Below are 9,848 nucleotides of genomic sequence, written 5' to 3'. Positions count from 1 at the left end.
GCCGTAAACCTCTAGCTCACCGAGTCGTAAACCGCGGAGGCGCGGCGAGCAACTCTCCCGGTGACACCATCGCGGCCTGCGTGACCACCCGGCCTGGGTACCTGGGCCAGTCGGTGGCCTACCACCAGGAAGATCAAAATGCAGGGAGATCAGGATGTGGCACGATGAGCAGGGCCGGGACACCCAGCGGGGTGCCCCGGCGAACTCCGCGGCAGGCATCCCGGCAGGGCCCGTGCCTGCAACAGGCCGGCCGGCCGCCGGTCGTCCGGCCCGCGCGGCGGCACGTCGGCGGCGAACCGCCGCGGTCGCGTGCCTCGGGACACCGTTCGCAGCCCTGCTGGCGGTCCCGCTTTATGCGCAGGATGAGCCACGGCTGGCCGGGGTGCCGTTCTTTTACTGGTATCAGCTTGCCTGGGTGCCCTTAAGCGCGCTGCTGACCGCCGCCGCTTGGCGGCTGCACAGCCGGGGGACGGCGCCGGAAGGCCTGCGATGATCCGGTTCACCGACCGGGCCCGCGCGGCGCTCCGCGAGGGCGAGGTAGTCGTTTTTGACTGGGCCCCGCTGGGGCTGTGCTGCGCCTGCACCGGTCAACTGTGGTTGCGCACCGCGCCGCGGGCGCTCGTGCCGCGGCACCGGGGCTTCCGCCCGGTGGACGCGGATCCCGGTGGCAGCGCCGTAGCCCATCCACTCGCCTATCCGTTCCTCCTGGGCCGCGATGTCACAGTCGACTGCCGCTCGCGGCTCGGCTTCCGGCACTTCAGCACCGACCTGCCGCCCGATGTCGGGCTCGCTGACCTGCTCGGCCGGGCCGCTCTCGCCAAAGGACGCCTCGTATGACTACCCGTCTCGATACTGCCGGAACCGGCCTTCCGCCTGGCGGCGGTCGTGGGCCTGGCCCTGGCCGGAGGACCGGCCGGCTCCGTTCGATAGCCATCTGGACCACGGTGTCGGCGGCCGGCGCGATCAGCTGGGCTGTGCTCGCGATGTCCCGCCACGAGTCGATCTCTGCGGCGTGGATCCTGCTCGCCGGCCTGGGATCCTTCGCCATCGCCTACCGCTTCTACGCCCGGTTCATCGCAAACCGGGTGCTGCGGGTGGATGACAGCCGGGCGACGCCGGCCGAACGCCTCGACAACGGCGTCGACTACCAGCCGACCGACCGGCGGGTCCTGTTTGGCCACCACTTCGCTGCCATCGCCGGGGCCGGTCCGCTCGTCGGCCCGGTGCTCGCCGTACAGATGGGGTATCTGCCCGGGACGATCTGGATCATCGCCGGTGTTATTTTCGCCGGTGCCGTGCAGGACATGGTGACGTTGTTCTTCTCCATGCGGCGGGACGGCAAGAGCCTGGGCCAGATGGCGCGCGACGAGATCGGCCCGGTGGGCGGGACGGCGGCACTGGTGGCTGTCTTCGCCATAATGATCATTTTGCTGGCGGTGCTGGCGCTTGTCGTGGTGAACGCGCTCGCCGCCTCTGCATGGGGCACCTTCTCGATCGCAATGACCATCCCGATCGCCCTGTTCATGGGCATCTACCTGCGGGTGCTGCGACCCGGCCGGGTCGCTGAGGCCACCGCCGTCGGTGTCGCCGGACTGTTCGCGGCCCTTGTCGGCGGCCGCTGGATCCAGGACTCCGCCCTCGCCTCCGCCTTTACACTCAGCCCGAAGGCACTGGTCGCCTGCCTCGTCGGCTACGGCTTTGTCGCCTCGGTGCTGCCGGTGTGGCTCCTGCTCGCGCCCCGCGACTACCTCTCGACCTTTATGAAGGTCGGCACCATCGGGCTGCTCGCCATCGGCGTTCTCGTCGAATTTCCGGTACTTCAGGCGGACGCAATCAGTACTTTCGCGACCAGGGGAAACGGGCCGGTGTTCGCCGGCAGCCTGTTCCCATTCCTCTTCATCACCATCGCCTGCGGTGCCCTGTCCGGATTCCACTCCCTCATCGCCTCCGGCACCACGCCGAAGATGATCCAGAAGGAGTCCCAGGTCCGGCTCATCGGTTATGGGGCGATGCTGACCGAGTCCCTTGTCGCACTGATGGCGCTGATCGCGGCGGCGGTGCTCAGCCCGGGCCTCTACTACGCCATGAATGCGCCCGGTGGGGTCGTCGGCAAGACCGCGGCGTCGGCTGCGTCCGCGGTCACCAACCTCGGTTTCACCATCACCCCGGACGCCCTCGACTCCGCGGCCCGGGCCGTCGGCGAATCGACGCTGGTAGCCCGCACCGGAGGTGCACCGACGCTCGCTGTCGGCATGTCCAACATCCTTTCAGGCGCATTCGGGGGCGGTCGCCTCGCCGCCTTCTGGTACCACTTCGCGATCATGTTCGAGGCATTGTTCATCCTGACCACTGTCGACGCCGGCACCCGGGTCGGCCGATTCATGTTGCAGGACATGCTCGGGAACGTGTGGAAGCCAATCGGCCGGGTGAGCTGGTGGCCCGGGGTCTGGCTGAGCAGCGCGCTGGTGGTCGGCACCTGGGGCTACTTCCTCTGGACCGGGGCAACCGACCCGCTCGGCGGCATCAACCAGCTGTTCCCGCTGTTCGGGATGGCCAACCAGATGCTTGCCGCCATCGCATTGGCGGTCGTCACCACCCTGTTCGTCAAGAGTGGGCGAGCGCGGTGGGCCTGGGTGCCCGGCGTCCCGCTCGGCTGGGATGTCGCCGTCACCTTCACCGCGGCCTGGCAGAAGGTTTTCTCGGACGATCCCAAGCTCGGCTTCTTCGCCCAACGGCACCGCTATGCCGACGCGCTCGACGAAGGCAGGGTTCTGGCGCCCGCGAAGAGCATCAGCGACATGCACAAAGTCGTCCAGAACTCGACCTTGGATGGCATCATGGCGATAGTGTTCGCCCTGCTGGTGCTCGTCGTGCTCGCCGATGCGGTACGGGTGTGCATACGGGCTGTCCGCACCCGGGTGCCGATACCCACCACCGAAGCGGACTATGTAGCTTCCCGTTTTGTCGCGCCCGGGGGATTGTTGGCGACCGCTGAAGAGCGCCGGCTGCTCGCGGACGCAGCCCAGGCGGCCGTGGCCCCTCAGCCCGAGCCCGTCACACCGCCGCTGCGCCGCTGACAACATCCCACGAAAATGGCGAGAGTTGAATCTGTTTGCGCCGAGGCAAGCTGGCGACGGCCATCAGGCCGGAACCCGCTCGTCCCGGCGCAAACAGTCAGCGCGGCGGCGGCGTCGGTGCGGCCCTCAAGCTAACCAGACAGGCCGTGCCCGTCGGCGGCGTCGACGAACACGTACGAGGGTGTTCCCGGTGACGACGCGCTGCCGCATCCCGGCCGCCCCGGAAGGCGATCGCCTCGCTCGCCACTACCTCGGCCCGCTCCGGCGGGCAGGGCGACGCGTACTGCCCCAGGGCACCCCCTCCGGGGAGGACGACATCCTGCCATTGATCTTCTTCGGGTAGAGGCTGACTATCTTTAGGTCATGCCCACCAGAGGCCAACGTATCGATCGGAGCACCTCTACAGGACCAGGTCAGCCCCTGGAAGGCGGAACGCCGGCCAGCCAACAGACACACAAGATCAAATTTGTTGAGAAGTTCGGGCTAGGGTAGTTGGGGGGGAATCATCGGGATACGAGGGGGCTGGCTGTAGTGACGGACTCGGGCGAGCGCGACTGGGCGGGCGGGCAGTGGTGGAAGACTCTCGCGGAGGAACGCAGCCCGGTCGACCTCAGGACCGACCAGCCGCATTCCGCTCGGATGTACGACTACTACCTCGGTGGGAAGGACCACTTCCCCGCCGATCGGGAGGTCGCCGAACAGGTGCTGGCCACGTCCCCGAATGCGCGGACCGCCGCCAGGCAAAACCGGGCGTTCATGACGCGGGCCATCCGCTACCTCACCAGCGAGGTCGGGATCCGCCAGTTTCTTGACATCGGCACCGGCATCCCTACCAGCCCGAACCTGCACGAGGTCGCCCAGGGCATCGCCCCGGACGCCCGGATCGTCTACGCCGACAACGACCCGATCGTCCTCACTCACGCCCGAGCCCTACTCGCCAGCACCCCCGAGGGCCGCACCGCCTACCTCGACGCGGATCTGCGCGACCCGGAGCGCATTCTGGCCGCCCCGGAACTGCGCGACACCCTCGATTTCACCCAGCCGATCGCCCTGTCCGTGATCGCGATCTTCCACTTCATCCCCGACTCCGACGACCCGCACGGCATTCTCCGTCGCTTCGTCGACGTGCTTCCGTCCGGCAGCTACCTCGTTCTCACCCACGGCACCGGCGACTTCGACCCCACGTTGCTGGTGGCGGCCGAGGCCTACCGGCAACGGGGGATTTCCACCCAGCTACGCAGCCGTGCCGAGGTCGAGCGTCTGTTCACCGGGCTGGAGCTGGTCGACCCGGGGGTGGAGGTGGCACACCGCTGGCGGCCCGATGACACCGTGCCCGCTGACCTGACCGACGCCCAGGTCAGCTGCTACGGCGCCATCGGGCGGAAAGCGTAGCCGGGCCGGCTCGCGCTTCGGGAATGGTCAGGCACGGTGGATCAGGATGTCGCCGTCGCCGGTACGGGCGCGCACCTCGACGGTCTCGTCGGTGGGCGCGGGGGCGTGGATGGCGGTCAGTTCGCTGTGCACACCGCCGCGTCCCGAGCGGACGTCCAGCAGGGCGGCGGTACCTTTCCGTACTCCCACTTCGAGCCGGCCGGAACCGGATACGAGCGCGACTGCGCCGCGCACCACTTCGCCGATCCGCACGCTGCCCGAGGCGGTCCTGGCCTCGACCCCCGCCAGCGCGCGGTCGACGGTGATGGCACCGGAGGCAGTGATCAGCCGCGCGTCCCCCGTCACCTCACCGATGGTGACGCCCCCGTTGGCCGTCTTGACTACCGCCGAGCCATCGATCTCGCGGATCCGGATCATGCCGTTCGAGGTCTTGATCTCGGTGTGCCCGGTCGTGCGGCCCACGGACACGTTCCCGTTGGCGGTCCCCAGCCGGAGCCTGCCGGTCTGGTCAAGGTCAATGTCGCCGGTGGCGGTGTGGAAGCTGGAATCGCCCAGGCGGCCCGTGCTCTGGATGTTGGTCATCGAGCTCGCGTCGACCCGCGAACCGGTGGGCAGCTCGACTGTCACGGTGACGGAGCCGTCCGGCCCGGACAGCGAGCGGGCCTTCTTCCTGGGTGCTCTGAGGTGAAGCTTCCCTTCGTCGTACTCGATGAGGGTCTCTCGCGCCGTCTGAACGTCGGTGTCGTGCGACGGGTCGCTCGGGCTTACCTCCACGACCGTGTCGGCGCGGTCGCTCGCGTTGATCCGGACGTGGCCGGTCCCGAGTTCGATGACGGCGAGGATCGGCTCGGGGGTGCGGAAAGTCGGCATGATGATCTCCTTGTGGCGTCGTCAGCCCGGGCGTGGCTTGCCCGGGCGCGGTGAACGCTGGCGCGGTGAACGCGGTGAACGCTGGCGTGGCTAGCGCACCCAGCCGCTGTAACGCCGCCCCATCTGCTGGCCTGCGTGCGGACCGGTGCGCCGTCCCGCGGCACCAGGGTCGAGCGCGGCGGAGACGGCGTGCACCAGCCAGGCGTTGACGGACAGTCCTTCGTGCTCGGCCGCTTCATCGATGCGCGGTCTGAGACGCTCGGGGACGCGTAGCGTGATCCGCGAGGTACGTCCCTCGTCGTCTTCTGGAGCGGCGGACGGTTGCCTGACCACGGCGGCCTTGAAGTCGTCCGCCCCCGAGTGGTCGGTCGGCGGTGGCGTCACGACAAAATCAGGGTCTCGCCCACGCAGGCGTACCTCGACCGAGCCCGGCGCCAACTCTCGGGTGATCTCGTCGGCGGCGGCCGACAGCGCTTCCAGCAGGGCGAGCCTGACGGTCGAGTCCAGGGGCAGAGTGAGCCGCTCGGCCAGCGCGCGGGCGTCCTCACCCGCGGCTTCCGCGGCTGCCGCGAGTTCCCGGCGGAGGTTCTCGACATACGGCGCAAGGTCCATGACGTCATAGTGGCACCAAGTTGACGTCATGTGCAAGCTCTGGCAGTCAGTAGGACGTCATAGCTGCCGTCATAGCTGCCGTCGCGGCTGTCGTCGCCTCGGCTGCCCGGCCGGTACGGCTGCCGGCGGGGCGGTCGCGAACCCTCGTTGCGTGCGACGACTACGAAAAGTAGCGATCGTCGGGGTGCTCTCGTCACCGTCGCAGGCCTCGGCGATAGTGGGGCGATCCGCCCGGTGGCGGCGGTGATGCAGACGGGGGTGGATGTGCCGGGCGACGCGCACGGCGTCAGGATGCAGCCGCCGCGGGCCACGGATCCGGGGTCACTGGGCCGGCACCGGGTGCTGGGCAGGCTCGGTGCCGGCGGGATGGGTGTGGTCTACCTGGCCGAGGGTCCCCTCGGCCAGGTCGCGGTCAAGTTGATCCGACCGGAGTACGCCGACGATCCGCAGTTCCGGGCGCGATTCCATCGCGAGGTCCAGGCGTGTTTCCGGGTCGGCGGTGCCCACACCGCCCGGCTCGTCGACTTCGAGCTGGAGGCCGAACGTCCATGGCTGGCCACCGAGTTCGTCGACGCCCCGGACCTCGCCGCCCAGGTCGCGGCGGCCGGCCCCCTGCCCACCGGGGAGCAGATCATCCTGGCGGCCGGGCTCGCCGAGGCGTTGGCGTCCATCCACGCGGCCGGCCTGATCCACCGCGATCTCAAACCGTCCAATGTGCTGTGGACCGCGGACGGGCCGAAGGTCATCGACTTCGGGATCGCCGCGGCGGCCGAGGCGCGCCCGCTGACCGCGGTGGGCGGAGTCGTCGGCACGCCCGGGTGGCTCTCGCCGGAGCAGGCCACGGGCGGGGAGGTCACCGCCGCCAGCGACGTGTTCGGCTGGGGGGCACTGGTCTGCTTCGCCGCCACCGGCCAGCCGCCGTTCGGCAGCGGCTCCGCCGACGCGGTGGCGTCGCGGATCGCGGCCGCCGAGTTCCAGATCGACTCCGACCGGCTCGCTCCAGAGCTGCACGCGCCCGTCCGCGAGGCACTCGACCGCCAGCCGCCGCAACGGCCTACCGCGCTCGACCTGTGCGAGCGGCTCGTCGGTCACGCCCGGGGGGCGCAGATCCCAGTGACGCGCATCCTTCCCGACGCAGCCCGGACACCCACCCCACCGGCTGCACCGCAGATCCCGGGTTCGCCGCAGATCCCGGGTTCGCCGCAGATCCCGGGTTCGCCGCAAACCCCGGTACCCGAGCCGCGGGCACGCCGTCGCCGCCGCTGGCTGCTGGTGGGCGCCGGCACCGTCGTGGTCCTCGCGCTCGCGGGGGCGCTCGCCGCCGTGCTGGTGGCCGAGGGCAACAACTCGAGCGCGGACAACTCGACGAGTAGCCGGCAGTCCTTCACCGCCGACGCGCCGTGGCGTCTCGCGATCATCGACCAGATCGAAGGCACCGACAACGGGTGCACGATCATCGTGACCAGCGACAGCACCGGCGAGCAGAAGACGATCAAGGAGGTCTACGGTGCGAAGACCTTCCAGGTACCGCTTGTCGGCGGCTTCCACTGGCAGGCCAACGACCCCGGCTGCTCGGTGACGGCCCGCTCCGGATCGGGAACGGCCGTCCTGCCCTTCGCCCAGCAGGCCGGCACCGGCGACACCGACGCGTTCGAGGTCCCCTCGGGCCTTGTCCGGGTCGAGGTCGTGGACTTCGCCGGCTCGGACGACTGCGGGTTGCAGCTCCACGACGCCGCCGACGGCCGGGAGATCAGCTTCGGCACCGCGGCCCGCGGCGGTCCGCCGTTGCTGCTGGACCCGAGCGGACGCACCCAGGTCTACCTGGCCAACCTCACCTGCGGTGTCCGGGTGTCGGCCGCCCCGGGCTGAGCGGGTTCCGTTCCCCGCTGCCCGGCACAGCAACGTAACGGGCGGTGGCCTCGCGGTCCGGATAACCACGGATGATCCAGGCACCACCCTTCGCGGTGCAGTCGTCCGGGCCGGCCAGCGTCGTTCTGCCCTGCCGCCGCCACGCCTCGAACAGCACGTGGATCACCTCGCCGTGCGTGCACAGCACCGCGTCCCCGCTGTCGTCCTGGGTGAGCACGGCGAGCAGGTCGAACGGCGAGGCGCCGACCGCGAGGGCCGAACACCGTTGCACCGGCAGGCCCCGGTCGGCCGCCACCGGCTCGACGGTCTGCTCGCAGCGGACGTACGGGCTGGTGAGAATCCGCGCCAGCGGAATCGGCCGGAGGAGGTCCACTACCGCCCGCGCCTCGCGCTGGCCGCGCCGGCTGAGCGGACGGTGTTCGTCGCGCCCCTGCCACGTGTGTTTCTCGCCGGCATGGGCGTGCCGGAGAAGGACGAAGTCGACCACGTCCGCTCCTCCTATCGACGCGTAGCTCGGATCCTGTCGTCGAACTCTGGCGATCCGCGATCGCTCGCCCTCCGGTCGAAACCCTCTCTGATCATCTACATCGCCCTGCATGCCGGGCAGGGCCGACCCCTACACCGTAGCGGCCCGTACCGACCGGGCGGACGTAGGGCCGCTCGTGCCACCGCGGTCCGCACGTCGACGGAGGCGGACTGGCCGAGGTCGTCACCGTTGCGCGCGGCTGATGGTTACGGCCGGCTGTTCGTGCGCCAGGTTCATCAAAGTGCCATCTGGGCGACCACGGCGGGTAACACGTGGTCCGTTCGTTGGTCGGCTGTTCCCGGTTGGCTTTATGGGCGCTCCGTCGGCGAGGGTCGTCGCCGCTGCGCTGGAGGACTTGTGGACCGTCGTCGCGTGCTCGCGGGGATCGTCGCAGCGCCTTTCGCCGCCGTCCCTCTCCTCGCCCCGGTAGCCGCCTCGGTCGCCCCGGCGGGCGCCCTCGGCTCCGGCGGTGGCCAGCGCCGCCCGACACTGGTGATCGGGCATCGGGGAGCGTCCGGCTACCGTCCGGAGCACACCCTGGCCTCCTACGAACTGGCCGCCCGGTTGGGTGCCGACTTCGTCGAGCCGGACCTCGTGCCCACCAGGGACGGCGTCCTGGTCTGCCGGCACGAGCCGGAGATCGGCGGAACCACCGACGTCGCCGCGCATCCCGAGTTCGCCGCCCGCAGGACGACGAAGATTCTCGACGGCGTCGCGACCACCGGCTGGTTCACCGAGGATTTCACCCTGGCCGAACTGAAGACGCTGCGCGCCAAGGAACGGCTGCCCGAGGTCCGCCCGCGGAACACCAGGTACGACGGCCAGTTCGAGATCCCGACGTTCACCGAACTGCTTGATCTACGCGCCCGGCTGTCCCGGGAACTCGGCCGCGAGATCGGCGTCTACCCGGAGACCAAGCACCCGACCTATTTCGCCAAGGCCGGCCTGCCCCTGGAGCGGCGGCTGCTGGACATCCTGGTCCGGTACGGCCTGAACCACCGGGGCGCGCCGGTGTACGTCCAGTCCTTTGAGACCACGAATCTCTGCGAGCTGCGCACACTTGGCCTGCGCACGGCCTCGGTACAGCTGCTGTCCGCCACGGGCGCGCCGTTCGACCTCGTCTATGCCGGCGACCCGCGGACGTACCAGGATCTGTCGACGCTGGCCGGGCTGTGGCAGATCGCCCGCTACGCGAACGGCATCGGCCCGGACAAGCTTCAGGTCATCCCCCGGGCCGGGGACGGGACGCTGGGTACCCCGACCTCCCTGGTCACCGACGCCCACGCCGCCGGGTTGGTGGTGCACCCGTACACCTTCCGCGCGGAGAACACCTTCCTCCCGAAGGACTACCAGGTGGGCACCAGCCCCAGCGACCTCGGCCGGGCCGTCGACGAACAGGTCGCCTATCTCAAGACGGGCATCGACGGGCTGTTTACCGACCAGGCCGATATCGGTGTCCGCGCCCGGGCCGTCGCCGCCGGCCTCCCGAACCCCGGACCCCC

At 69.9% G+C, this 9,848-nt stretch carries 9 protein-coding genes; 6 read left to right on the top strand and 3 right to left on the bottom strand.

Features of this window, described 5'->3' with window-relative positions; all coding sequences use genetic code 11:
* Nucleotides 1-154 precede the first annotated feature (154 nt).
* The 4 genes from AC08OP_RS14420 to AC08OP_RS14405 all read left to right on the top strand — a co-directional run bounded on the left by AC08OP_RS14420 (nt 155) and on the right by AC08OP_RS14405 (nt 4,469).
* On the top strand, nt 155-493 hold the full coding sequence (locus tag AC08OP_RS14420) for a DUF3311 domain-containing protein (RefSeq protein ID WP_476614663.1): 339 nt from the start codon (nt 155-157) through the stop codon (nt 491-493).
* The gene (locus tag AC08OP_RS14415; RefSeq protein WP_462188965.1) at nt 490-837 is read left to right on the top strand and encodes a hypothetical protein; all 348 of its coding nucleotides are present in this window, start codon (nt 490-492) and stop codon (nt 835-837) included. The genes AC08OP_RS14420 and AC08OP_RS14415 overlap by 4 nt, the downstream gene beginning before the upstream one ends.
* A gap of 146 nt (nt 838-983) precedes the next feature.
* Nucleotides 984-3,077, top strand: a complete 2,094-nt coding sequence (locus AC08OP_RS14410) for a carbon starvation CstA family protein (RefSeq protein ID WP_476614662.1) — start codon at nt 984-986, stop codon at nt 3,075-3,077.
* Nucleotides 3,078-3,608: 531 nt separating this feature from the next.
* Nucleotides 3,609-4,469 (top strand): SAM-dependent methyltransferase, encoded by an 861-nt coding sequence (locus AC08OP_RS14405; protein WP_476614661.1) that lies wholly within the window; start codon nt 3,609-3,611, stop codon nt 4,467-4,469.
* A 27-nt stretch (nt 4,470-4,496) separates the two neighbouring features.
* On the opposite strand, the gene AC08OP_RS14400 is transcribed toward AC08OP_RS14405, so the two are convergent.
* A complete protein-coding gene (locus tag AC08OP_RS14400; RefSeq protein WP_476614660.1) occupies nt 4,497-5,339 on the bottom strand; it encodes a DUF4097 family beta strand repeat-containing protein in 843 nt (280 codons plus the stop codon).
* Nucleotides 5,340-5,429: 90 nt separating this feature from the next.
* A complete protein-coding gene (locus tag AC08OP_RS14395) occupies nt 5,430-5,951 on the bottom strand; it encodes a toxin-antitoxin system HicB family antitoxin (RefSeq protein WP_476614659.1) in 522 nt (173 codons plus the stop codon).
* 246 nt (nt 5,952-6,197) lie between these two features.
* On the opposite strand from AC08OP_RS14395, the gene AC08OP_RS14390 reads away from it, so the two are divergent.
* Complete coding sequence (locus tag AC08OP_RS14390; RefSeq protein WP_476614664.1) at nt 6,198-7,820, top strand: serine/threonine-protein kinase; 1,623 nt, start codon at nt 6,198-6,200, stop codon at nt 7,818-7,820.
* Here the strand turns inward: AC08OP_RS14390 and AC08OP_RS14385 are convergent.
* Nucleotides 7,783-8,307: a SixA phosphatase family protein gene (locus tag AC08OP_RS14385; RefSeq protein ID WP_476614658.1), complete on the bottom strand. Its 525-nt coding sequence runs from the start codon at nt 8,305-8,307 to the stop codon at nt 7,783-7,785. The two genes, AC08OP_RS14390 and AC08OP_RS14385, sit on opposite strands and share 38 nt — an antisense overlap.
* 396 nt (nt 8,308-8,703) lie before the next feature.
* Here AC08OP_RS14385 and AC08OP_RS14380 point away from each other — a divergent pair.
* On the top strand, nt 8,704-9,848 hold a 1,145-nt coding region (locus AC08OP_RS14380), incomplete at its 3' end, for a glycerophosphodiester phosphodiesterase (RefSeq protein WP_476614657.1).

It is taken from the genome of Frankia sp. CeRuru1 (assembly GCF_977966315.1).
The sequence above is the reverse complement of the archived record's forward strand: the minus strand, read 5'-3'. Positions and strand labels throughout refer to the sequence as shown.